The following is a 19,642-nucleotide window of genomic DNA, read 5'->3' on the forward strand; positions in this document are numbered from 1 at the left end:
GGCCCGCGTCCTGCCCGTCGGGAGCCGCGTGCCGGTCATCTGAGGTAGGCGTCCGCCCAGGCGCTGATGATCCGTCCCACGCGCTTGCCCTGGCCGGGCGCGGTGAGCAGGTGATCGCTGCCCTCGATGTCCACGAAGCTGCGCGGGTGGTGCGCGTACCGGAAGATCTGGCCGGCGTTCTCGATCGGCACGGTCTCGTCCGTGGGGGAGTGCAGCACCAGCAGCGGCCGCGCCAGCGAGGCGATGTCGCGGCGTGTGTCGGACGCGCGGACGTCCTCGACGAAGTGGCGCTTGAGGGTGAGCGCCCGGCCGCCCACGAGCCACTCGGCCTGGCCGTTCTCCAGCACGCGGTCCACGACGGCGTCGTACTGCTTCTCGACGTTCCGCGGGTCGAACGGCGCCCCCACGGTCGCGACGGCCACCGCCGACGTGCGGTGGGCGGCGGCGAGGACGGCGGCGCCGCCGAAGGAGTGCCCGACGAGAAGGTGCGCACGCGTACCGCGCTCGGCCATGAACTCGCAGGCACGCACGACGTCGTCGACCTTGTGGGTGAACGAGCCGTCGCCCCAGTCGCCCTCGGAGTCAGCCAGGCCGATCGCGTCGAAGCGGAGCATGCCGATGCCCTCGGCCGCGAGCTGCTTGCAGATCCGCGAGGCCGCGGGGGAGTCCTTGCCGAGGGTGAAGCCGTGGGAGAAGACGCCCCAGCCCCGCACCTCGCCCTCGGGCTCGTCGATCAGTCCGGCGAGCATCTCGCCCGTCGAGCTCGGGAACCGCACCTTCTCAGCCACGGGCGACAACCCTAGGTGCTCGCGCGCCTGTTGCCCGCCGGTGAGCACAGGCGTGGGCGGTCACGCGCGCATCCGTCCGTAGGGTGGCTCCATGCCAGCGCACGCGGAGGACTGGGAAGCGCGCATCGCGAGCTTCTGGAGCACGGTCGACCTCGACGACCCGGAGGCCGCGATCGCTGCCATGCGTGAGCTCGCCGGCGAGCGCGGCCCCGAGGACCCCGACGCACTGTTCGAGCTGGGCGGGATCCACGACTCGACCGGCTTCGAGGCCGAGGCCCACGAGCTGTACGCCGCGGCGCGCGAGCGCGGCCTGTCGGGCGCTCGCCTCGCGCAGCTCAACATCCAGCAGGGCTCGACACTCCGCAACCTCGGCCGGCTCGACGAGGCGATCGCCATGCTCGAGGCGACCGAGCCCGATCCGTCGATCGGGGACGCGCGGGCGGTGTTCCTCGCGCTCGCCCTCCGGGACGCGGGGCGCCCTGACGAGGCGCTGCGCCTCTGCATCGAGGCACTGGTCGCGCACCTGCCGCGCTACCAGCGCTCGGCTGCGGCGTACGCGCGTGCGCTGACGGACGACGACTAGCGAATCCCGGTTGCCCGGCGTCGCGCGATGGCCGACGCTTGGGTCCTCGCCTCGCTCCTGGGGCGGACGGGCCCCGCGGGCCACCCGCGCGGCGACCGTGATCCGTAAACAGTGGTCCGACCACATCGGCAGGAGCTCGTCGGTGGGAGCCGGCTCCGCGCCGGCTCCCACCTTCGCCTCACCGTGCGCCAGAAGGACGGAGCGGGTGGGCCTCCCTCAGTGGAAGGGCCGCACCTCGATCTTCCGGTGACAGGCGGCGGACGCCTCGGTGCCGAGCGCCATCGCCTCCTCGACCGAGTCGGCGGTGATGATCCAGAAGCCGGCGAGGTACTCCTTCGACTCGACGAACGGACCGTCGGTGACGACGGGGGAGTCGCCCCGGTTGTCGATGACACCGGCGGCCGCGCCCAGACCACCGGCGAAGAGCCACTGGCCGGCGTCCTGGAGCTTGCTGTTGAAGCGGTCGATCGCGGCGTCCTCGGTGGCGGTGGCGCGACCGGTGCCGTCGTCGATGACGGAGATCAGGAACTGCATGGCACTTCTCCTCGTGAACCCGGGTTGCCCTGGTGAGCAGCCTTCACCCGTACGACGAGTGGCGCCAGCCCGATCCGACAACCACGCGGGCGCGACTCACGCCTCGCGAGGGGGGATCGCATCGAGCACCCGGTAGAGCGCGCGGTGGGCGAGCCGCAGGCAGACGATGCCACCGGGGACCTCGAGCAGCAGCGCGAGGAGTAGCGCCTGCCGGTGGTCGGCGCCCCGCGCGCTCGAGACGTCGAACCATGCGTCGGTGAAGAGCAGGGCCGCCGCCACGGCGAGGGCGATGATGATCGCCGGGCTGCGCCGGAACGCGCACCAGCCGACCGAGCCGAGCGCGACGGCCAGGCCGGCGTCAAAGACCACCCACGTCCAGCGGTAGTGCGCGGTGACGTAGTTCGTCGGCAGGGTCAGCGCCAGGTAGAGCGTCCACGGCACGAGGGCGAGGGCGCCTGCGAGGTAGACCCACGGGAGGACGCGCACGAGCCAGCGCGGCAGCGGGCGCGGCGGCTGTCGGAACACCCGACCAGTCTGCCGCACCGGCCTCAGCGGAGCCGCTCCACGGACTCGACGTGCGGCATGTCGCGCAGGGCGAGCTTCACGGCGTTCATCTGCACGTAGCCGGCGCCGGGCGTGCCGCGGACGATGATCCGGCCCCGCGCGTCGGGGCGGGCGCTGCCGACGCTGGGCACGTCGACCCAGCGCTGGGAGAGCCGCCGGGGCAGGGCTGCGGGAGCGGTCTCGTCGAGGGTCACGCGCAGCACCCACGGCCCACGGTGGTGGTCGGCCCGGGTGCGGTCGGAGTGGGAGGGGAGCGAGAGGTGGGCCGTCCCCACCGCGACGAGGGCGGCGCCGAGCAGGAGCGCGGCGCCGGCGATCTTCGACCCGCGCAGGACCACCAGGAGGCCGACGGCGGCAGCGACGAGCACGAGGACCCACGGACCAGACATGACCGAGATCATGCCCTCTGGCTGGCATGCTTCGGGCATGCCGCGCCACACCCGGACGTTCCTCCTGCTCACGCTCGCCCTGGCCGCCGTGGAGGCCCTGCTCGTCGTCCAGGAGGCAGCGGCCGGCGGCGCCAGCCACCTCCTGCTGTACGTCGTCGTGCCGGTCGGCTTCCTGGCCCTCGGCATCGGTGCGATCGTCTACGCCGGACGTCAGGAGGAGCCAGAGGAGCGTGACATCGTCCGTGGCTCGAGCGTCGTGCCGTTCGGCTGCTTCGTGGTGAGCGTCGCGATCGCGCTGTGGGTCGCCATGCTCGCCTACGTCAACCGGTAGGCGGCTAGGTTGCGGGCATGACCACCGCCCTCGTCACCGGTGCCAGCAGCGGCATCGGCGCCGCCACTGCCCGCCGTCTCGCCGCCGACGGACTCGACGTCATCGTCGCCGCCCGTCGTCTCGATCGCCTGGAGGAGCTGGCCGCATCCATCGGCGGCCGCGCCGTCCAGCTCGACGTCACGGACGACGCGTCGGTCGCGACACTGGTCGACCAGGTCGGCGAGATCGACGTGCTGGTCAACAACGCCGGCGGGGCGTTCGGCCTCGAGTCGGTGGCCGAGGGCCGGCTCGACGACTGGCAGCGGATGTACGACGTCAACGTGCTCGGCACCCTGCGCGTCACCCAGGCGCTGCTGCCCGTCCTGCGGGCTCGGCCGCATGCGACGATCGTCAACCTGACCTCGACGGCCGGCCTGATCAGCTACGAGGGCGGCGGTGGCTACACCGCGGCCAAGCATGCCGAGAGCGCGCTCAGCGAGACGCTGCGGCTCGAGCTCAACGGGGAGCCGATCCGGGTCGTCGAGATCGCCCCGGGCATGGTCCAGACCGAGGAGTTCTCCCTCAACCGCTTCCGGGGCGACGGCGACCGCGCCGACACGGTGTACGCCGGCGTCGACCGACCACTCGTGGCTGACGACGTCGCCGCCTGCATCGCCTTCGCCGTGGGGCTGCCACCGCACGTCAACGTCGACCGGCTCGTCGTGCGTCCGCTCGCGCAGGCGGCGCAGCACAAGACGTTCCGCGGGAAGCTCTTCCAGGAGTGAGCGCCCCGCCGCACGCGTGAGGCGGGGCGCTACTCGCCGATCATCACCTCGGGGCAGCCGGCGCACGCGTACTCGCGCACCACCACGGTGTCCTCGAAATCGACGGCGGCCAGGTGCCACTCGTGCTCGTGCTCGGCCATGCCGCCACCTCCAACGTCTCCATGTAACAACCCAGCACCTCCCGGTTCCCCGCGCCGCGCCGCACCATGCCCTGACGAGGTACGCCCTAGGCTCACCGGCATGGACCTGCAGCTGGCCGACCGCGTCTTCATCGTCACCGGAGGAGCCCGCGGGCTCGGGCGGGCGACCGCCGAGGTGCTCGTGGCCGAAGGGGCGCGTGTCGTCCTGAGCGGACGCAGCGAGGAGAGCCTTGCACACGCGGTCGACGTGCTCGGCGGGTCGCACGCGGTCGCCGTCGTCGCCGACAACGCCCAGGCCGACGCGCCCGCGCGGCTCATCGCCGCCGCCCAGGACACCTGGGGCCGCCTCGACGGCGCCCTCGTGAGCGTGGGTGGCCCCGCGCCGGGCACCGTGGCGAGCAGCACGGACGAGCAGTGGACCACGGCGTTCGAGAGCGTCTTCCTCGGGGCGGTGCGCCTGGGCCGGGAAGTCTCGGCGGCGCTGCCTGCCGGCGGCTCGATCGCCTTCGTGCTCAGCAGCTCGGTGAAGTCGCCGATCACCGGCCTCACGATCAGCAACGGCCTCCGTCCCGGTCTCGCGATGGTCGCCAAGAACCTCGCCGACGAGGTCGGCCCGCGCGGCATCCGCGTCAACGGGCTGCTTCCCGGCCGGATCGCCACCGACCGCCTCAAGGAGCTCGACGCGCTCGGCGGTGACCCCGACGCGGCCCGTGCCCGGGCGAGCGCGACGATCCCGCTCGGCCGCTACGGCGAGCCGGAGGAGTTCGGTCGGGCCGCGGCGTTCGTGCTCAGCCCGGCCGCGTCCTACCTGACGGGCGTCATGCTTCCCGTCGACGGCGGAGCGCTGCGCTCACTCTGAGCCTGCGCGGAGCGCGCCCTGAGCCCGCTCCGCGCTCACGCCGACTGGTCGGAGCGCCTCGAGATCCGCTGGTCGCGCGGCAGGCGACGGCCCGCGAGCACCGCCCACTCGTCGTACGCCAGGTAGCCGAAGCCGAAGACCGCGAGGATGCCGAAGAACCACCACTGCAGGCCGTAGAAGAAGTGCGGCCCGTTGCCGAGGTCGGGCAGGTCGCCGGGGCGCAGCGCGGGCTTCGCGGTCGCCTTCGGCGACTCGGACTCCAGCTGCAGCCAGCCGCGGAAGACCTCGGCCCCCGTCACCTTCGCGTACGCCGTGCTGGAGACGGCCCGTGCGGAGAGCACGCCGCTCTCCTTGTCGACCGTCGACGACTCCCCGGCGTCGACCCGGGCCCAGCCGGTGACGACGACCTGGCCGGACGGGGGAGCGGGCACGTCGGCGGCGGGCGCGGTGGATCCCTCGGTCTGCAGCCAGCCGCGGTCGACGAGCAGGACCGCGCCCGTCGAGGTGGTCAGGGGCGTGACGACCTCGACGCCACCGTTGCCCTCGAAGGTGCGGTAGCGGATCTGGAGCGTCTGGTCGGCGTCATAGGTGCCGGTGGCGGTGACCCGCTGCCACTCGCGCGACGCCGGCAGCGCGCTGTCGGTCGCGAAGACCTCGCGCAGCGACGCCGGGGGGCCGGTCTCGTTGCGCTCCACGACGGCGTTGCGGGCCTTGCGGTCCTCGAGCCGGTGGAACTGCCACTCGCCCAGCCACCACGCGAAATACGCCAGCAGCACGACGACGAGGAAGAAGCAGATCCATCGTCGACTGATCAGGAACGACAGCGAGCGCACGGGGGCGAGGGTAGCCGCCCTATCCTTGACTCATGACCCTGGCCCTCGCTGACCGGCACGGTCGCGTTGCCACGGACCTTCGTGTGTCGCTGACCGACCGCTGCAACCTGCGCTGTTCGTACTGCATGCCCGCCGAGGGGCTCGACTGGCTGCCCGACGACTCCGTGCTCACCGACGACGAGGTGGTCCGTCTGGTCCGCATCGGCGTGGAGCGCCTCGGCATCCGGGAGGTGCGGTTCACCGGCGGCGAGCCCCTCGTACGCCGCGGCCTGGTCGACATCGTCCGGCGCACGGCCGCGCTCGCCCCCGCGCCCGAGGTGAGCCTGACGACCAACGCGCTGGGCCTGGCCCGCGTCGCCGGGGCACTGGCCGAGGCCGGGCTCGCGCGCATCAACGTCTCGCTCGACACCGTGCGCGCCGACACGTTCGCCACGATCACCCGTCGCGACCGGCTCAAGGACGTCGTCGCGGGCCTCGAGGCGGCGCAGGCGGCCGGTCTTGGCCCGATCAAGGTCAACGCCGTGCTGCTGCGCGGCGTCAACGACGACCAGGCCGTCGAGCTGCTCGGCTGGTGCCTCGAGCGCGGCTACGAGCTCCGCTTCATCGAGCAGATGCCGCTCGACGCCCAGCACGCGTGGCAGCGCGACCAGATGGTGACCGCCGAGGAGATCCTCGAGCGCCTCGCCGCGGCGTACGACCTGGTGCCGGCGAGCGAGCCGCGCGGCAGCGCACCGGCCGAGCTGTGGAGTGTCGACGGCGGGGTGGGCACGGTCGGCGTGATCGCCAGCGTGAGCCGGCCCTTCTGCGGCGACTGCGACCGGGTCCGGCTCACCGCTGACGGCCAGGTCCGCAACTGCCTCTTCGCGCGGCAGGAGTCCGACCTGCGTGACGCGCTGCGTGCCGGCGCCACCGACGAGGAGATCGCCGATCGCTGGGTCACGGCGATGGTCGGCAAGGCTCCCGGCCACGGCATCGAGGACCCGACGTTCCTCCAGCCCGATCGCCCGATGAGCGCGATCGGCGGCTGAGGCCTACGCGCCTGCCGGCGACGCGGGTGTCTCGGGGACGAAGTCGGCGATCGGCTCGGTCTCGCGCAGGAAGCCGCGGGCGCCGAGGAAGTCCGTCAGCGACGCCTTGTGCTCCTCGCAGGCGAGCCACGCCTTGCGGCGGTCGGGCGTGTGGATCTTCGGGTTGTTCCAGCGGAGCGCCCACGCAGCGTCGGCGGCGCAGCCCTTCGCGGAGCAGGTCAGCGGGATGTCGGGGGAGTCCATGAGGGCTCCAGTATCCCGGCTCAGCGCTCGAGCATGTGCGTCGGGTCGAGCACGGTCGCCATCGGGGCGTCGTCACGCCGGTTGACCGCGTTGGCGAGCACCACGGCGACGTACGGCAGGAAGACGGCACCGACGAGCAGCACCCACATCGCCCACGTGTCGCGGAAGACGATGGCGCCGATGAAGCAGACCGTGCGGATCGTCATCGCGATGATGTAGCGGCGCATCCGGCCTGCCATCTCGTCGGCCGGCGAGATCGGCGCCGAGGTGATCCTGACCGGTTCCGACATGCCTCCAGCCTACGTCGCGGCCGGCGTCGCTAGGCTGGCCGGGTCGACGGCCACGAGGGTCGTCCCCATCATCTCGACACAGCCCTGGAGGCCGCCCATGTCCAGTCGCACGTACCGCATCTCCGAGCTCGTCGGCACGTCCCCCGAGGGCATCGACCAGGCGATCCGCAACGGCGTCGAGCGGGCCAGCAAGACGCTGCGCCACGTCGACTGGTTCGAGGTCACGCAGGTCCGTGGCCACGTCATCGACGGCCAGGTCGACCACTTCCAGGTCTCCCTCAAGGTCGGCTTCCGCCTCGAGGACGACGAGTGACCCAGTGAGCGACCCGGCGATCACCCGCACGCTGGTCCTCGTCCGTCACGCCCAGGCCGAGTCCTGGGCCGCATCCGACGTCGAGCGCGCGCTGACGCCGGCCGGCACGGAGGCCGCCGGCGTCCTCGGCGAGTGGCTGCGCGACCAGGGCATCACGCCCGACGCAGCGCTGGTCTCCGGCGCGCGACGCACGCGCGAGACGTGGGCCGCGCTCGCCGACGCCGCCGGCTGGCAGCTCCAGCCGGCGTACGACGACGGGCTGTACGCCGCGGGGCCGGACACGGCGCTCGACCTGATCCGCTTCGCAGCAACCGATGCCGCGACCCTGCTGGTGCTCGGGCACAACCCGACGATCCACTTCCTCGCGCAGGTCCTCTCCGACGGCACGGGCGCAGCCGAGCAGACCACCCGGCTGGCCAGCGACTTCCCGCCTGCGTCCGCAGCGGTCCTGACGTTCGACGTGGAGTGGGCGCGCGTGAGCGAGGGCTACGGCGCCCTCACGGCGTTCCGCCCCGGCCGCTGATCCGGCTGCCGGGCAGGGTCAGACGAGCGGTTCGGGCGTCACGATGCCCGCGGCCGCGTCGGCGGCGACGATCTCCTCGCGGCTGATGCCGAGGAGGTACATGATCGTGTCGAGGTACGGCACGTTGACCGCCGTGTCGGCGGCCTCCTGCACAACCGGCTTGGCGTTGTAGGCGATGCCCAGGCCGGCGGCGTTGAGCATGTCGAGGTCGTTGGCGCCGTCGCCGATCGCGATCACGGACTTCTCGTCGATGCCGAGCTCGGCAGCGAACTCACGCAGCGCTGCGGCCTTGCCGGCCCGGTCGACGACCGCGCCGATGACGCGGCCGGTGAGCTTGCCGTCGACGACCTCGAGGTCGTTGGCGCGGGCGTAGTCGAAGCCGAGGTCCGCGGCGATCCGGTCGGTGACCGCGGAGAAGCCGCCCGAGACCATCGCGAAGCGGTAGCCCAGGCGCTTCAGCGTGCGGACCATGGTGCGCGCACCCGGGTTGAGCTGGACCTCGTCGTAGACCTTGTTGAGCGCGGAGGCGTCGAGCCCCTCGAGCAGGGCGACCCGCTCGCGCAGCGACTGCTCGAAGTCGAGCTCGCCGCGCATGGCGGCCTCGGTCACCCGGGCCACCTCGGCCTCGCAGCCCGCGTGGGCGGCGAGCATCTCGATGACCTCGCCCTGGACCAGTGTGGAGTCGACGTCCATGACGATGAGGCGGGCGCCGCGGCGCAGCAGCGAGGCCTCCTGGACGGCGACGTCGACGCCGCGCTTGCGCGACTCCTTGACCAGCTCGGTGCGGAGCACGTCGGTCGGGACGCCGGAGACCTGGAGCTCGATCGCGGTGACGGGGTAGCGCGCCATCCGCTGGATCCGGTCGATGTTGGCGCCGAGGTCGGCGATGCGGCCGGAGACGCCGGCCACGGCCGATGCCTTGAGCGGTCCGCCGATGAGCGTGACGAGGCTGCGCCCGTCGGGACGCGCGGCGTTGTCGCCGGTGCCCCGCTCGATCGAGACCTGCATGCCGAGGGCGGCCGCCGTCGACTCGAGGCTGGCCCGGAGCCGGCGCGCGTCGCGCGGCGCCGTCACGAGTACGCCGAGCACGAGACGCCCGCGGAGCACGATCTGCTCGAGATCGACGACGGTCACGCCCGCGCCGGCGAGCGTGTCGAAGACGCTCGAGGTCACGCCGGGGCGGTCCTCGCCCATGAGCGTGATCAGCAGGGTCTCGGGGGCTGCGCCGGAGGGGCTGGTGCTGGCTTCAGTCATGACGGCGGAAGGCTATCGCTCCGTGGGCCCACGAGGTGGCCGCGATCAGGACCCGGGCGGTCCTGGCGAGTCCGCGGTGTGGCGGCTCAGGCTCCGGGCGGCCAGACCTCGGGAGAGCAGGCGGCGACGAGTGCCCGGCGGGCGGCGGCCGCGAGCGGGCGCAGCTCCTCCAGCGGCGCCAGTGTGGCGATCCCGAATGCCTGCAGGCCGCGGGCGGCGAGCTCGACCGACGCGGCCGGCGTACCGGGGGGAGCGGGGAGGGGGTCGCGCCGGCGCAGGTCGAGCAGGGCGTCGGCGAGGTCGGGGTGGTCGTGGCCGAGGTTGCGCCCGTCGAAGGCGTGGGCCGTCTGCGCGAGGGCGAGCCGCAGGCCGCGGTCGGCCTCGCCGAGGTCGGGGAGCTGGCGCCGCTGGGCGGGCAGCAGCGTCCACGTGACGCCGTGGCCCGCACGGTGGGGGACCAGGCCCGCTCCGGCGCCGGCGAGGACGACGCCCTCCCGGGCCTCCAGTGCCGCCTTGTTGAAGTCGGCAGGACCGCCGAGGCCGAGCGGGTCGCCGTCGTCGGGCAGGGCGAGTCCGGCGCTCGTGGCGCCGAGGTCGCGCAGTGCCGCGAAGGCGAAGACTGGGCCGACGGGTTCGCGGTGACCCGGGAGCCCCACGAACTGGTGGAAGCCGTCGAGCGCGTCCACGGCGTCGTCGAGCGAGGCGTCGCCGCGGCGCCAGGCGCTCCACCACCAGCAGAGGATCGCAGCGTCGGAGAGGGTCACGACGGGCAAGGTTAGGCGCTGCCTGCCGCCTGTATAGGGTCGTCCCCATGTCCGCCGTGATCGAGTTCGCCGATGTGACCGTCCGCCGGGGTGACGCCCTGCTGCTGGACAACGTGAACTGGACCGTCCGCGAGGGCGAACGCTGGGTCCTCCTCGGCCCCAACGGTGCGGGCAAGACCACTCTCATGTCCGTCGCCTCCGCGCAGATGCACCCGACGTCCGGCGTCGCCGGCATCCTCGGCGAGGTGCTCGGCGCCGTCGACGTCTTCGACCTCCGTCCGCGCATCGGCCTCACGAGCGCGGTCCTCGCCGAGCGGATCCCGCGCGGCGAGACCGTGCGCGACCTCGTCGTCTCCGCGGCGTACGGCGTGGTGGGGCGCTGGCGCGAGGAGTACGACGAGATGGACCACGCGCAGGCCGAGGCACTGCTCAGCGAGCTCGGCTGCGGTGGCTTCATGGACCGCACCTTCGGCACCCTCAGCGAGGGTGAGCGCAAGCGCGTGCAGATCGCCCGCGCGCTGATGACCGACCCCGAGCTGCTCCTGCTCGACGAGCCCGGCGCCGGCCTCGACCTCGGCGGCCGCGAGGACCTCGTCTCGACCCTCGCGGTCCTGGCGTACGACGAGTCGTCGCCGGCGACCGTGCTCGTCAGCCACCACGTCGAGGAGATCCCGCCCGGCTTCACGCACGCACTCGTCCTCAAGGACGGGCGGGTCATGGCGGCGGGCCCGATCGACGAGGTGATCACCGACAGCGTCCTGTCGGCGACGTTCGGGATGCCGCTGCGGGTGACCCACGAGGACGGCCGCTGGCAGGCGCGCCGTTCGCACCGCCACCTCGGCTGACCAGCCGTTTCCCGGCCCGGGAGCGGGGCCTGGGGAGATCGGTGTCAATTCGTTGGTGGTTCCCGATAGATTCCGGCCATGGAATGGATCCGGGACCATGCGTGGGAGGCCTGGCTGGCCCTCGCGTTCGTGCTGGCCGCCGCCGAGATCGCGAGCATGGACTTCGTCCTGCTGATGCTCGCGGCCGGCGCGCTGGCAGGCGTCGTCGCCGCGCTCGCGGGGGCCGGCGGGGTGCTGCAGTGCGTGATCGCTGCAGTCGCGGCCGTCGCTGCGCTCGGCCTGGTGCGCCCCGCGCTGCTGCGCCGGCTGCACAGCTCGCCCGAGACGCCCCTGGGCAAGGACCGTTACGTCGGCATGCGCGCGGTCGTCACGTCGCGCATCGCCGCGCACGAGCGGGGCGCTGTCCGGCTCGACGGCGAGACGTGGACGGCGACGGCTGCCGCGGGCGTCGTGCTCGAGCCCGGCCAGCCGGTCGACGTGATCGAGATCCGGGGTGCGACAGCCGTCGTTCGCCCGACTGTTGAGGGCCCGGAAGAAATGGGGGAGTGAGATGGAAGCCGTAGGAGTCATCCTCGCGCTCGGCCTGATCCTGGTGGTGGTCTTCCTCGTGAAGACCGTCCGGATCGTGCCGCAGGCGTTCGCGGGGATCGTGGAGCGGTTCGGCAAGTACCACGCGACGTTGCCGGCCGGCCTCAACATGGTGGTGCCGTTCATCGACAACGTGCGCTACATGATCGACCTGCGGGAGAACGTCGTCTCGTTCCCGCCGCAGCCGGTCATCACCGAGGACAACCTGACCGTGTCCATCGACACCGTCATCTACTTCCAGGTCAATGACCCGGTCGCCGCGACGTACGAGATCGCCAACTACATCCAGGCGATCGAGCAGCTCACCATGACGACGCTCCGCAACATCATCGGTGGCATGACGCTGGAGCACGCGCTCACCTCGCGCGACCAGATCAACACCGGCCTGCGTGGCGAGCTCGACGGCGCCACCGGCAAGTGGGGCATCCGCGTCAACCGTGTCGAGCTCAAGGGCATCGACCCGCCGGCCTCGATCTCCGACGCGATGGAGCAGCAGATGCGCGCGGAGCGCTCCAAGCGCGCCGCGATCCTCACGGCCGAGGGTGAGCGCCAGTCCGCGATCCTCACCGCCGAGGGCAACAAGCAGTCCGCGATCCTGACCGCCGAGGGCGCCAAGGCGTCGCAGATCCTGACGGCCGAGGGTGACCGCGAGGCTGCGATCCTCCGTGCGCAGGGTGAGGCCCAGGCGATCGCCCAGGTCTTCCAGGCGATCCATGACGGCAACCCCGACCAGAAGCTGCTGGCCTACCAGTACCTCCAGGCGATGCCGAAGCTGGCCGAGGGCTCGGCCAACAAGGTCTGGATCCTGCCGAGCGAGTTCAGCAAGGCGCTCGACGGCCTGGGCCGGCTCGCGCCGGAGGGCGACCAGAAGGCGTGAGCCCGCTCGAGATGGCGGCGATCCTCCTCGCGGGGGTCGCCGCCGGCACGATCAACACCGTGGTGGGGTCGGGGACGCTGGTGACGTTCCCGACCCTCCTCGCGTTCGGCGTCCCCCCGGTGACCGCCAACATCTCCAATGCCATCGGCCTGGTCCCCGGGTCCGTCTCGGGCGCCATCGGCTACCGCCGCGAGCTCGCCGGGCAGCGCGAGCGGGTGATGCGCCTGGCCTCCGCGACGCTGATCGGCGCGACCGCCGGAGCGTTGCTGCTCCTGGTGCTGCCGTCGGCGGCGTTCCGGGCGATCGTGCCGGTGCTCGTCCTGCTCGGCCTGGTCCTCGTCGTCCTGCAGCCCCGCATCTCGCGCGCCGTCGCGCGCCGCCACGAGCGGCTCGGTGGCCTCCCGGCGAACGGCGCGGGCTGGGTGTGGCCCGCGATCCTCGGCGTCGGTGTCTACTGCGGCTACTTCGGCGCCGCGCAGGGTGTGCTCTGCATGGCTGTGCTCGGCGCCGGTGTCGACGACACCCTCCAGCGGCTCAACGGCGTCAAGAACGTCCTCGCCGCCCTCGGCAACGGCGTCGCAGGCGCCGTCTTCGTGATCGCCGCCTTCGGCTCGATCGACTGGCTCGTCGTCGCGCTCATCGCGGTCGGCGCGACCATCGGTGGCCAGCTCGGGGCCTCGTGGGGCCGCCGCCTCCCGGCGCCCGCCCTGCGCGCCCTGATCGTGGTCGTCGGCACCATCGCCCTGGTGCGCTTCCTCTTCGCCTGACCGCAGCCCGCTCGGCCAACCCGGCCGGGCGCAGCCAGCTCAGTCGACGTGAGCGTCGAGCCAGCGACCGAGCTCGTCGTAGAAGCGGCCCCGGGGTTCGGGCCGCGACAGGGCCAGGTCGTGGAGCCCACCGTCGATCGACACCACGGTGACGTCCGTGCCGAGCGTCGGAGCCCAGCGCCCGATCTGCGCGACGTCGAGCACGACGTCGCTCGAGAGCGCGACCTCGTCCACCACGGGCGACGAGCCCGAGCGTGCCGAGGCGAGCACGAGGACCGGCACGGTCAGGCCGAGGCCCGCCTGGAGGCGGGCGTGGCCCTTGCGGATCGCGCTGATCCAGCCGAAGCGGACGGGGAAGGAGTCGGCGGGCTTCCAGCCGAGGTCGTACTCCCACTCGCCCGCGAGGGTGCGGTGGAGGCTCTGGCCGTAGGTGCCGCTCACGTTGCGCGGCATGACTGCCATCGGTGCGAGGCGTCCGAGCACGTGGATCACCGAGGTGCCCCAGCTCCTCATCCACGCCGGGCCCTGCAGGTCGAACCACGGAGAGTTGAGCACGATGCCGGCGGTCGCGACGGCCCGGTCCGCCACCCACAGCGGCACCGTCAGCCCGCCCGTGGAGTGCGCGCTGAGGACGACGTGGTCATGACCGTCGCGCTCGGTGATCCGCTGCCACGCGGCGTCGAGCTCGGACCAGTACTCCCGGAGGTCGGCCACGTAGTTCGGCGTCTGGTGGGGCAGGATCGAGCGGCCGTACTTGCGCAGGTCCAGCGCGTAGAAGTCGTAGCCCCGCTCGGTCCACCACTCGGCGTACCCGGTCTGGAAGAAGTAGTCGCAGAAGCCGTGCACGTAGAGCACGGCCTTGCGCGTCGTGGCGTGCGCCGGGCGCTTCACGAGGGTGGCGACGACACGGCCCTCGTCGTCGTCGGGGAGCTCGATGGTCTCGGCGGTGTACGGGTCGCCCAGGACGTCGGTCTGCGTCATGCGGGGGAGTCTGTCAGGCGACGGCGCAGCACGAGGAGCAGACCCGCGACGAAGCCTCCGAGCGTTCCCAGTGCCTCGTCGCCGAGGGTGTCCTCGTAGGCGGTATCGAGCTCGGTGCCCCGGCGGATGAAGGTGTACCACTCGCCGAGCTCCCACCCGATGGCCAGCAGTGCCCCGATCCCGGCCACCAGGAGCACCACCTGCCAGCCTCGCGTGATGCCGGTGGTCAGCAGCAGGCCGATGCCGGCGCTCAGCGGGATCCAGTTCATGAAGTGGTTGAGGTCGTCCCACCACACGACGGTGTCGTAGAGGTCGAGCGTGTTGCCGGTGACGTCGACCAGCACGGCACCATCACGAGAGTGAAGGCCGCCCACGGCACGGGGGAGTAGAGGCCGGAGCGCCGCTGGTGCAGCCACCACAGGGCCGGGACGGCAAGCATCATCACCGGGTACGCCGCCAGCCGGGCGCCGAACGCCTTGCCCTCGAACCGCTCGATGCCGGGCACGAACGTCGCAACGGCGAGCTGGGCGATCGTGGCCGCCAGCACGAGCACGGCCGTGGCCAGGAAGATCCGCGGGCCGGGCCGCCGCTCGCTCATGCGCTGGAGTCTAGGTTCCCGGCTGGAGGGAATGGGGGAGGACGGTATATGGTTGACATGTCATCTACCAAGGAGTGATGGACATGCAGCTCGGCATCTTCACCGTCGGCGACGTGACGCCGGACCCGACGAACGGCACGACGCCGACCGAGTACGAGAAGATCAAGAACACGATCATCCTGGCGAAGAAGGCCGAGGAGATCGGGTTGGACGTCTTCGCGACCGCGGAGCACCACAACCCGCCGTTCGCCTCCCCGGGCAACCCGCCGATCCTGCTCAGCGCCATCGCCGCCCAGACCGAGAAGCTGATCGTGAGCACGGCGACCACGCTGATCACGACCAACGACCCGGTGCGGCTGGCCGAGGACTACGCCTACCTGCAGCACGTCTCCGACGGCCGGATGGACCTGATGCTCGGCCGCGGCAACACCGGCCCGGTCTACCCGTGGTTCGGCAAGGACATCCGCGACGGCATCCCGCTCGCGATCGAGAACTACGACCTGCTGCACCGGCTGTGGCGCGAGGACGTCGTCAACTGGGAGGGCAAGTACCGCACGCCCCTCCAGGGCTTCACCTCGACGCCGCGCCCGCTCGACGGCGTACCTCCGTTCGTGTGGCACGGCTCGATCCGGAGCCCCGAGATCGCCGAGCAGGCGGCGTACTACGGCAACGGGTTCTTCGCGAACCACATCTTCTGGCCGGCCTCGCACACCGAGCAGATGGTCCGCCTCTACCGCCAGCGGTTCGAGCACTACGGCCACGGTGACGCCGACCAGGCGATCGTCGGCCTCGGCGGGCAGTTCTTCATGCGCAGGAACAGCCAGGACGCCGTCCGGGAGTACCGCCCGTACTTCGACGTCTCGCCGGTCTACGGCCACGGTCCGTCGCTGGAGGACTTCTCCTCGCAGACCCCGCTGACGGTCGGCTCGCCCCAGCAGGTGCTGGAGCGCACGCTGGGCTTCCGCGACTACGTCGGTGACTACCAGCGCCAGCTCTTCCTGGTCGACCACTCCGGCCTGCCGATCAAGACGGTGCTGGAGCAGATGGACCTGCTCGGCGAGATCCTCCCGGACCTGCGGGCCGGCTTCGCGGAGGGCCGGCCGGCGCACATCCCCGACGCTCCGACCCACGGCGCGCGCGTCGCTGCTGCCGGCGGAGCCCACGACGCGACGGTGTACGCCGGGGCCGACGCCGCGACCGGCAGCCGGGCGGAGGACGCGCGATGACGCGTCACCTCGTGGTCGTGTCGGCGGGGCTGTCGAGCCCGAGCTCGACGCGGATCCTGGCCGACCAGCTCGCCGCGGCGGTCGAGGAGCGGCTCGTCGGGCGCGGCGAGGACGTGCGCATCGAGGTCATCGAGCTGCGCGAGCACGCCCGGGCCCTGGCGGACAACCTGCTGACCGGGTTCCCCTCGGGTGCGCTCGCGCAGGCGGTGCAGGCGGTGGCGCAGGCGGATGCCGTGATCGCGGTGACGCCGGTCTTCTCCGCGTCCTACTCCGGGCTCTTCAAGACGTTCTTCGACGTCCTGGAGCCGGGGGCGCTCGAGGGGAAGCCCGTGCTGATGGGCGCGACGGCGGGCACGGCCCGGCACTCGCTGGTGCTCGAGCACGCCCTGCGGCCGCTCTTCAGCTACCTCAAGGCGACGCCGGTGCCGACAGGCGTCTTCGCCGCCTCGGAGGACTTCGGCTCGAACGGCGCCTCCGAGCAGGGCAGCCGACTGGCCGCGCGTGTGGACCGCGCCGCGGCCGAGCTGGTCGCGCTGCTCGACGGTCCGTCGGCCCGGGCCGACGTACCCCCGGCACGGAAGCTGCAGGGGAGCACCGAGTTCGACCCCGAGGCAGCGGACTTCGTCAGCTTCGACCAGCTGCTCGGGGGCTGACGCTCAGAACTGGTAGGTGCCCGTGATGATCGCGCGGCCCAGCGTCTTGAACGCCAGGTTGAAGCCCACGACGGCAGGCGATGCGGAGGCGTCGACGCCCAGCTTCTCCTCGCCGACGGCGGTCACCACGAAGAAGTAGCGGTGGACCTGGTCGCCCTGCGGGGGAGCGGCCCCCATGAAGTCGAGGCTGCCGCGGTCGTTGCGCACGTGGAAGGCGCCCGCGGGAAGCGAGGCGTCACCCGCGCCGGCGCCGGTGTCGAGCGAGGTCACGTCGGCCGGGATGTCACAGACCACCCAGTGCCAGAAGCCCGAGACGATCGGGGCGTCGGGGTCGAAGCAGCTGACGACGTACGACTTCGTGCCCTCGGGCGCGCCGCTCCACCTCAGCTGGGGCGAGGTGTTGCCGCCGGCGTGGACCTGGGCCTGGTCCAGCGGCTGGCCGTCGGCGACGTCGGTGCTGGTCACCGTGAACGACGGGACGGAGGGCAGCAGCGCATAGGGATCGGGGTGCACAGGGCGGTCGAGGCTCATGCGAACGAGACTAGGACCACGTGCCCCGCCGGTGGAACGGTGTCGGGGTCAAGGGTGTGTTGCGGAACAATGGCCGGCGTGAGTGAAGTCCTGAGCAGCACGATTGCCCGCATCCAGCCGCTCGACGCGGAGGCGGTCGCCGCCGCCGAGACCGCGCAGGCCGGCCTGGTGAAGCCCGCCGGCTCGCTCGGCGTCCTCGAGGCGCTGTCGGCCCAGCTCGCCGGCATCGCGCGCGCCTGCCCGCCGCCGGTCCCGGCGAAGCCCGCTGTGGGCGTCTTCGCGGGCGACCACGGCGTCCTCGCGCAGGGCGTCACGCCGTGGCCCTCCGACATCACCTTCGTGATGTGCAACGTCTTCCAGGCCGGTGGCGCGGCCATCAACGTCCTCTCCCGCGCCGCGGGTGCCTCCGTCACCGTCGTCGACATGGGTGTCGCCGGCCCGTACGCCGAGGGCACGGGCCCCGGCGCCGAGCTGGTGTCGAAGAAGGTCCGTCCCGCCACGTCCGACCTCGCCAAGGGTGCGGCCATGTCGCGCGACGAGGCGATCCAGGCGCTCGAGGCAGGCATCGCCGTCGCCGACCAGCTCGTCGACGGTGGCGCCGACCTGCTGGTCACCGGTGACATGGGCATCGGCAACACGACCCCGTCGGCGGCCCTGATCGCCGCCCTGACCGGCACCGCGGCCGACGTCGTGACCGGTCGCGGCACGGGCATCGACGACGAGACCCTCGCGCTCAAGACCGGCATCGTGGCGTCCGCCGTCGAGCGGATCGCCGAGGGAGCCGACGCGATCGACGTGCTCGCCGAGGTCGGTGGCTTCGAGCACGCCGGCATCGCGGGCTTCGTCCTCGGTGGTGCGGCTCGTGGCGTCCCGGTCGTCCTCGACGGCGTGATCGCCGGCTCCGCCGCACTCGTCGCGCAGGGCATCGCCCCGACCGCGATCGACTACTGCGTCGCCGGCCACCGCTCGGCCGAGCCGGGCCACCGCATCGCGCTCGAGAAGCTCGCGCTGCGCCCGCTCCTCGAGCTCGACCTGCGCCTGGGCGAGGGCACCGGCGCGGTGCTCGCCACCCCGATCGTCCAGGCCTCCGCGCGCATCCTCAACGAGATGGCGACCCTCGAGTCCGTCATGGCGGGTGGCCAGTGATGGCTGCCGACGTTCCGACGTACCCCGTCGGGCTGCGGCTCGCCGGCCGCAAGGTCCTCGTCGTCGGCGGCGGCCACGTCGCCCAGCGCCGGATCCCGACGCTGATCGCGGCCGGTGCCGACGTCCACGTCGTCGCCCGCGAGGCGACGATGGCGATCGAGGGCATGTCCGACGAGATCACCCTGACCATCCGCGACTTCGAGCCGGCCGACCTCGACGGTGCCTGGTACGCCATCGCCGCGACCGACAACGCCGACACCAACGCCCAGGTCGCTGCCGCGGCCGAGGAGCGCAGGATCTTCTGCGTCCGCTCCGACGACGCCTCCGAGGCGACTGCCTGGACGCCCGCGGTCGGCCGTCACGACGGCCTGACCGTCGCCGTCCTCGCCAACCGCGAGCCGCGGCGTTCGGCTGCGGTGCGCGACCAGATCATGGAGGCGATGCGCTCCGGCACCGCGATCCGCTCGGACTCCGACACCCCGCGGACCCCGGGCGTGACGCTCGTCGGCGGCGGCCCGGGTGACCCCGACCTGGTCACCATCGCCGCCCGCAACGCGATCCTCTCGGCCGACGTCGTCGTCGCCGACCGCCTCGCGCCGCGCGAGCTCCTCGCCGACCTGGCCCCCGACGTCGAGCTGATCGACGTGGCCAAGCTGCCGCGTGGGCGCTACGCCAGCCAGGAGTTCATCAACGAGGTCATCGTCGACCGCGCGAAGGCCGGCAAGCGTGTCGTCCGCTTCAAGGGCGGCGACAACTTCGTCTTCGGCCGTGGCTACGAGGAGATCCAGGCCTGCAACGCCGCCGGCGTGCCGGTCACGATCATCCCGGGCCTCTCCTCGTCGATCTCGGTCCCGGCCCGTGCCGGCATCCCGGTGACGCACCGCGGCGTGACCCACGAGTTCACCGTGATCTCCGGCCACATCCCGCCGGGGCACCCCGACTCGCTGGTCAACTGGTCCGCCGTCGCGCAGATGCAGGGCACGGTCGTGCTGCTTATGGCGGTCGAGAACGGTCCCGCGATCGCGGCCGCGCTCGTCGCCGGCGGCCGCCCCGCCGAGACGCCCGTGGCCGTCGTCATGGACGGCACGATGCCCGACGAGCGCGTGGTCCTCTCGACCCTCGGCACGCTCGCCGCCGACATCGCGGCCGAGGGCGTGACGCCGCCGGCGATCATCGTGATCGGCGAGGTCGTCGCGGTGGCCAACCCGGAGCACTACGGCCGCTGAGGCC

Annotated in this window: 27 protein-coding genes and 1 pseudogene; 15 read left to right on the forward strand and 13 right to left on the reverse strand. The window is 72.4% G+C overall.

The window, feature by feature from the left end:
* Nucleotides 1–35 precede the first annotated feature (35 nt).
* Nucleotides 36–788: an alpha/beta hydrolase family protein gene (locus IEX47_RS12760; protein WP_188784383.1), complete on the reverse strand. Its 753-nt coding sequence runs from the start codon at nucleotides 786–788 to the stop codon at nucleotides 36–38.
* 91 nt (nucleotides 789–879) lie between these two features.
* On the opposite strand from IEX47_RS12760, the gene IEX47_RS12765 reads away from it, so the two are divergent.
* Nucleotides 880–1,371 carry a tetratricopeptide repeat protein gene (locus tag IEX47_RS12765; protein ID WP_188784384.1) on the forward strand — a complete coding sequence of 164 codons (492 nt, stop codon included), beginning with the start codon at nucleotides 880–882 and terminating at the stop codon, nucleotides 1,369–1,371.
* 216 nt (nucleotides 1,372–1,587) lie between these two features.
* On the opposite strand, the gene IEX47_RS12770 is transcribed toward IEX47_RS12765, so the two are convergent.
* From IEX47_RS12770 to IEX47_RS12780, 3 genes are all read right to left on the reverse strand, one after another.
* Complete coding sequence (locus IEX47_RS12770) at nucleotides 1,588–1,905, reverse strand: YciI family protein (protein ID WP_188784385.1); 318 nt, start codon at nucleotides 1,903–1,905, stop codon at nucleotides 1,588–1,590.
* A 96-nt stretch (nucleotides 1,906–2,001) separates the two neighbouring features.
* The gene (locus tag IEX47_RS12775) at nucleotides 2,002–2,430 is read right to left on the reverse strand and encodes a hypothetical protein (RefSeq protein ID WP_188784386.1); all 429 of its coding nucleotides are present in this window, start codon (nucleotides 2,428–2,430) and stop codon (nucleotides 2,002–2,004) included.
* Nucleotides 2,431–2,453: 23 nt separating this feature from the next.
* Nucleotides 2,454–2,858: a hypothetical protein gene (locus tag IEX47_RS12780; protein WP_188784387.1), complete on the reverse strand. Its 405-nt coding sequence runs from the start codon at nucleotides 2,856–2,858 to the stop codon at nucleotides 2,454–2,456.
* A gap of 37 nt (nucleotides 2,859–2,895) precedes the next feature.
* Between IEX47_RS12780 and IEX47_RS12785 the strand changes: the two genes are divergently transcribed.
* The 3 genes from IEX47_RS12785 to IEX47_RS12795 all read left to right on the forward strand — a co-directional run bounded on the left by IEX47_RS12785 (nucleotide 2,896) and on the right by IEX47_RS12795 (nucleotide 4,952).
* Entirely contained in the window at nucleotides 2,896–3,189 is a 294-nt protein-coding gene (locus IEX47_RS12785; RefSeq protein ID WP_188784388.1) for a hypothetical protein, read from the forward strand.
* A 17-nt stretch (nucleotides 3,190–3,206) separates the two neighbouring features.
* Nucleotides 3,207–3,953, forward strand: a complete 747-nt coding sequence (locus tag IEX47_RS12790; RefSeq protein WP_188784389.1) for an SDR family oxidoreductase — start codon at nucleotides 3,207–3,209, stop codon at nucleotides 3,951–3,953.
* Nucleotides 3,954–4,193: 240 nt separating this feature from the next.
* Nucleotides 4,194–4,952, forward strand: a complete 759-nt coding sequence (locus IEX47_RS12795; protein WP_188784390.1) for an SDR family oxidoreductase — start codon at nucleotides 4,194–4,196, stop codon at nucleotides 4,950–4,952.
* Nucleotides 4,953–4,987: 35 nt separating this feature from the next.
* Here IEX47_RS12795 and IEX47_RS12800 read toward each other — a convergent pair whose 3' ends face one another.
* The gene (locus IEX47_RS12800; protein ID WP_188784391.1) at nucleotides 4,988–5,785 is read right to left on the reverse strand and encodes an SURF1 family cytochrome oxidase biogenesis protein; all 798 of its coding nucleotides are present in this window, start codon (nucleotides 5,783–5,785) and stop codon (nucleotides 4,988–4,990) included.
* A 32-nt stretch (nucleotides 5,786–5,817) separates the two neighbouring features.
* Between IEX47_RS12800 and moaA the strand changes: the two genes are divergently transcribed.
* Nucleotides 5,818–6,813: a GTP 3',8-cyclase MoaA gene (moaA, locus tag IEX47_RS12805; RefSeq protein WP_188784392.1), complete on the forward strand. Its 996-nt coding sequence runs from the start codon at nucleotides 5,818–5,820 to the stop codon at nucleotides 6,811–6,813.
* A 3-nt stretch (nucleotides 6,814–6,816) separates the two neighbouring features.
* Here the strand turns inward: moaA and IEX47_RS12810 are convergent, their stop codons facing one another.
* Nucleotides 6,817–7,056, reverse strand: a complete 240-nt coding sequence (locus tag IEX47_RS12810) for a hypothetical protein (protein ID WP_188784393.1) — start codon at nucleotides 7,054–7,056, stop codon at nucleotides 6,817–6,819.
* A 20-nt stretch (nucleotides 7,057–7,076) separates the two neighbouring features.
* The gene (locus tag IEX47_RS12815) at nucleotides 7,077–7,346 is read right to left on the reverse strand and encodes a DUF3099 domain-containing protein (RefSeq protein WP_188784394.1); all 270 of its coding nucleotides are present in this window, start codon (nucleotides 7,344–7,346) and stop codon (nucleotides 7,077–7,079) included.
* Between the two features lie 97 nt (nucleotides 7,347–7,443).
* Here IEX47_RS12815 and IEX47_RS12820 point away from each other — a divergent pair, with 97 nt between their 5' ends.
* Together IEX47_RS12820 and IEX47_RS12825 are read left to right on the forward strand one after the other, a co-directional pair.
* Nucleotides 7,444–7,659 carry a dodecin gene (locus IEX47_RS12820; protein WP_188784395.1) on the forward strand — a complete coding sequence of 72 codons (216 nt, stop codon included), beginning with the start codon at nucleotides 7,444–7,446 and terminating at the stop codon, nucleotides 7,657–7,659.
* 4 nt (nucleotides 7,660–7,663) lie between these two features.
* Nucleotides 7,664–8,182, forward strand: coding sequence for a SixA phosphatase family protein (locus IEX47_RS12825; protein WP_229662847.1), 519 nt, complete (start codon nucleotides 7,664–7,666; stop codon nucleotides 8,180–8,182).
* Between the two features lie 18 nt (nucleotides 8,183–8,200).
* Here the strand turns inward: IEX47_RS12825 and serB are convergent, their stop codons facing one another.
* Both serB and IEX47_RS12835 read right to left on the reverse strand, forming a co-directional pair.
* Nucleotides 8,201–9,436 (reverse strand): phosphoserine phosphatase SerB, encoded by a 1,236-nt coding sequence (gene serB, locus IEX47_RS12830; RefSeq protein WP_188784396.1) that lies wholly within the window; start codon nucleotides 9,434–9,436, stop codon nucleotides 8,201–8,203.
* An 86-nt stretch (nucleotides 9,437–9,522) separates the two neighbouring features.
* On the reverse strand, nucleotides 9,523–10,200 hold the full coding sequence (locus IEX47_RS12835) for an Rv1486c family protein (RefSeq protein WP_188784397.1): 678 nt from the start codon (nucleotides 10,198–10,200) through the stop codon (nucleotides 9,523–9,525).
* A 47-nt stretch (nucleotides 10,201–10,247) separates the two neighbouring features.
* Here IEX47_RS12835 and IEX47_RS12840 point away from each other — a divergent pair, with 47 nt between their 5' ends.
* From IEX47_RS12840 to IEX47_RS12855, 4 genes and pseudogenes are all read left to right on the forward strand, one after another.
* Entirely contained in the window at nucleotides 10,248–11,045 is a 798-nt protein-coding gene (locus IEX47_RS12840; RefSeq protein ID WP_188784398.1) for an ABC transporter ATP-binding protein, read from the forward strand.
* Between the two features lie 78 nt (nucleotides 11,046–11,123).
* Nucleotides 11,124–11,594, forward strand: coding sequence for an NfeD family protein (locus IEX47_RS12845; protein WP_188784399.1), 471 nt, complete (start codon nucleotides 11,124–11,126; stop codon nucleotides 11,592–11,594).
* Nucleotide 11,595: 1 nt separating this feature from the next.
* Nucleotides 11,596–12,477: pseudogene (locus tag IEX47_RS12850) on the forward strand (SPFH domain-containing protein); the annotation flags it as partial.
* A 29-nt stretch (nucleotides 12,478–12,506) separates the two neighbouring features.
* Nucleotides 12,507–13,277, forward strand: coding sequence for a sulfite exporter TauE/SafE family protein (locus IEX47_RS12855; protein WP_188784401.1), 771 nt, complete (start codon nucleotides 12,507–12,509; stop codon nucleotides 13,275–13,277).
* A gap of 39 nt (nucleotides 13,278–13,316) precedes the next feature.
* On the opposite strand, the gene IEX47_RS12860 is transcribed toward IEX47_RS12855, so the two are convergent.
* From IEX47_RS12860 to IEX47_RS17995, 3 genes are read right to left on the reverse strand one after another with little or no spacing between them, the layout of a single operon-like run.
* On the reverse strand, nucleotides 13,317–14,258 hold the full coding sequence (locus tag IEX47_RS12860) for an alpha/beta hydrolase (protein ID WP_188784402.1): 942 nt from the start codon (nucleotides 14,256–14,258) through the stop codon (nucleotides 13,317–13,319).
* A complete protein-coding gene (locus tag IEX47_RS17990) occupies nucleotides 14,255–14,602 on the reverse strand; it encodes a DUF2238 domain-containing protein (RefSeq protein ID WP_229662848.1) in 348 nt (115 codons plus the stop codon). Before IEX47_RS17990 ends, IEX47_RS12860 begins: the two co-directional genes overlap by 4 nt.
* Nucleotides 14,524–14,856 carry a hypothetical protein gene (locus IEX47_RS17995; protein WP_229662849.1) on the reverse strand — a complete coding sequence of 111 codons (333 nt, stop codon included), beginning with the start codon at nucleotides 14,854–14,856 and terminating at the stop codon, nucleotides 14,524–14,526. Before IEX47_RS17995 ends, IEX47_RS17990 begins: the two co-directional genes overlap by 79 nt.
* Nucleotides 14,857–14,939: 83 nt before the next feature.
* On the opposite strand from IEX47_RS17995, the gene IEX47_RS12870 reads away from it, so the two are divergent.
* Nucleotides 14,940–16,082: an LLM class flavin-dependent oxidoreductase gene (locus tag IEX47_RS12870; protein WP_188784455.1), complete on the forward strand. Its 1,143-nt coding sequence runs from the start codon at nucleotides 14,940–14,942 to the stop codon at nucleotides 16,080–16,082.
* The gene (locus IEX47_RS12875) at nucleotides 16,079–16,735 is read left to right on the forward strand and encodes an FMN reductase (protein ID WP_188784403.1); all 657 of its coding nucleotides are present in this window, start codon (nucleotides 16,079–16,081) and stop codon (nucleotides 16,733–16,735) included. The genes IEX47_RS12870 and IEX47_RS12875 overlap by 4 nt, the downstream gene beginning before the upstream one ends.
* A 3-nt stretch (nucleotides 16,736–16,738) precedes the next feature.
* Here IEX47_RS12875 and IEX47_RS12880 read toward each other — a convergent pair whose 3' ends face one another.
* Nucleotides 16,739–17,266, reverse strand: a complete 528-nt coding sequence (locus IEX47_RS12880) for a YbhB/YbcL family Raf kinase inhibitor-like protein (protein WP_188784404.1) — start codon at nucleotides 17,264–17,266, stop codon at nucleotides 16,739–16,741.
* Nucleotides 17,267–17,344: 78 nt separating this feature from the next.
* Between IEX47_RS12880 and cobT the strand changes: the two genes are divergently transcribed.
* Together cobT and cobA are read left to right on the forward strand one after the other, a co-directional pair.
* Nucleotides 17,345–18,412 (forward strand): nicotinate-nucleotide--dimethylbenzimidazole phosphoribosyltransferase, encoded by a 1,068-nt coding sequence (gene cobT, locus IEX47_RS12885; protein ID WP_229662850.1) that lies wholly within the window; start codon nucleotides 17,345–17,347, stop codon nucleotides 18,410–18,412.
* Entirely contained in the window at nucleotides 18,412–19,638 is a 1,227-nt protein-coding gene (cobA, locus tag IEX47_RS12890) for a uroporphyrinogen-III C-methyltransferase (RefSeq protein ID WP_188784406.1), read from the forward strand. The genes cobT and cobA overlap by 1 nt, the downstream gene beginning before the upstream one ends.
* The last annotated feature ends 4 nt before the right edge of the window (nucleotides 19,639–19,642 follow it).

Source organism: Nocardioides phosphati (genome assembly GCF_014646375.1).
Taxonomy (GTDB): domain Bacteria; phylum Actinomycetota; class Actinomycetes; order Propionibacteriales; family Nocardioidaceae; genus Nocardioides; species Nocardioides phosphati.

Bases quoted from the DNA above. Each gene is read 5' to 3' on its own strand.
- IEX47_RS12810 (WP_188784393.1), bottom strand. From the start codon at position 7,056: ATGGACTCCCCCGACATCCCGCTGACCTGCTCCGCGAAGGGCTGCGCC.
- IEX47_RS12875 (WP_188784403.1), top strand. From the start codon at position 16,079: ATGACGCGTCACCTCGTGGTCGTGTCGGCGGGGCTGTCGAGCCCGAGC.
- IEX47_RS12820 (WP_188784395.1), top strand. From the start codon at position 7,444: ATGTCCAGTCGCACGTACCGCATCTCCGAGCTCGTCGGCACGTCCCCC.
- IEX47_RS17995 (WP_229662849.1), bottom strand. From the start codon at position 14,856: ATGAGCGAGCGGCGGCCCGGCCCGCGGATCTTCCTGGCCACGGCCGTG.
- moaA (WP_188784392.1), top strand. From the start codon at position 5,818: ATGACCCTGGCCCTCGCTGACCGGCACGGTCGCGTTGCCACGGACCTT.
- IEX47_RS12795 (WP_188784390.1), top strand. From the start codon at position 4,194: ATGGACCTGCAGCTGGCCGACCGCGTCTTCATCGTCACCGGAGGAGCC.
- IEX47_RS12840 (WP_188784398.1), top strand. From the start codon at position 10,248: ATGTCCGCCGTGATCGAGTTCGCCGATGTGACCGTCCGCCGGGGTGAC.
- IEX47_RS12790 (WP_188784389.1), top strand. From the start codon at position 3,207: ATGACCACCGCCCTCGTCACCGGTGCCAGCAGCGGCATCGGCGCCGCC.
- IEX47_RS12815 (WP_188784394.1), bottom strand. From the start codon at position 7,346: ATGTCGGAACCGGTCAGGATCACCTCGGCGCCGATCTCGCCGGCCGAC.
- serB (WP_188784396.1), bottom strand. From the start codon at position 9,436: ATGACTGAAGCCAGCACCAGCCCCTCCGGCGCAGCCCCCGAGACCCTG.
- IEX47_RS12785 (WP_188784388.1), top strand. From the start codon at position 2,896: ATGCCGCGCCACACCCGGACGTTCCTCCTGCTCACGCTCGCCCTGGCC.
- IEX47_RS12870 (WP_188784455.1), top strand. From the start codon at position 14,940: ATGCAGCTCGGCATCTTCACCGTCGGCGACGTGACGCCGGACCCGACG.
- IEX47_RS12780 (WP_188784387.1), bottom strand. From the start codon at position 2,858: ATGTCTGGTCCGTGGGTCCTCGTGCTCGTCGCTGCCGCCGTCGGCCTC.
- IEX47_RS12880 (WP_188784404.1), bottom strand. From the start codon at position 17,266: ATGAGCCTCGACCGCCCTGTGCACCCCGATCCCTATGCGCTGCTGCCC.
- cobA (WP_188784406.1), top strand. From the start codon at position 18,412: ATGGCTGCCGACGTTCCGACGTACCCCGTCGGGCTGCGGCTCGCCGGC.
- IEX47_RS12845 (WP_188784399.1), top strand. From the start codon at position 11,124: ATGGAATGGATCCGGGACCATGCGTGGGAGGCCTGGCTGGCCCTCGCG.
- IEX47_RS12860 (WP_188784402.1), bottom strand. From the start codon at position 14,258: ATGACGCAGACCGACGTCCTGGGCGACCCGTACACCGCCGAGACCATC.
- IEX47_RS12770 (WP_188784385.1), bottom strand. From the start codon at position 1,905: ATGCAGTTCCTGATCTCCGTCATCGACGACGGCACCGGTCGCGCCACC.
- IEX47_RS12765 (WP_188784384.1), top strand. From the start codon at position 880: ATGCCAGCGCACGCGGAGGACTGGGAAGCGCGCATCGCGAGCTTCTGG.